The organism is Komagataeibacter melaceti (assembly GCF_003403295.1).
GTDB lineage: Bacteria > Pseudomonadota > Alphaproteobacteria > Acetobacterales > Acetobacteraceae > Komagataeibacter > Komagataeibacter melaceti.
Genome location: NZ_QUWV01000109.1, coordinates 1 through 393, shown reverse-complemented (window position 1 = coordinate 393; position 393 = coordinate 1). Strand labels below are relative to the sequence as shown.

The 393-nt window shown below is 50.1% G+C and carries 1 protein-coding gene; it reads right to left on the bottom strand.

Annotation, left to right across the window (positions count from 1 at the left end; genetic code table 11):
* Positions 1 to 105: 105 nt before the first annotated feature.
* The gene (locus tag DY926_RS18120) at positions 106 to 309 is read right to left on the bottom strand and encodes a transposase (RefSeq protein WP_408886060.1); all 204 of its coding nucleotides are present in this window, start codon (positions 307 to 309) and stop codon (positions 106 to 108) included.
* Positions 310 to 393: the final 84 nt, after the last annotated feature.

The window sequence follows — 393 nt, the reverse complement described above, 5'->3', positions numbered from 1 at the left end:
TAGGCTCAGGACTCATTCCTTGAGATAGAAGATGAAGCTTGCTGCGATGTGGATTGCAGACATGAATGTATGAGCACAGCGGTCGTATCTGGTCGCTCCACGTCGTCAGTCTTTCAACTTTGCAAACATGTTTTCGATAATGTGGCGCTTTTTATACAGATGCCAGTTGTAAGATGGCTTTGATTTCTGGTTCTTCCTTGGTGGAATGCAGTCGGTAATGTTCTGTTCGACAAGATATCGTCTGATCCGGTTGCTGTCATACCCCCGATCCCCGATGACCTCTTCTGTTCCTTCCGGCAGATCCGTCAGGAGAACATCTGCCCTTTGAAGTCACTGACCTGTCCAGCAGTCAGATGAAGCCGGACCGGTCGGCCCTGACCATCGCACACGGCA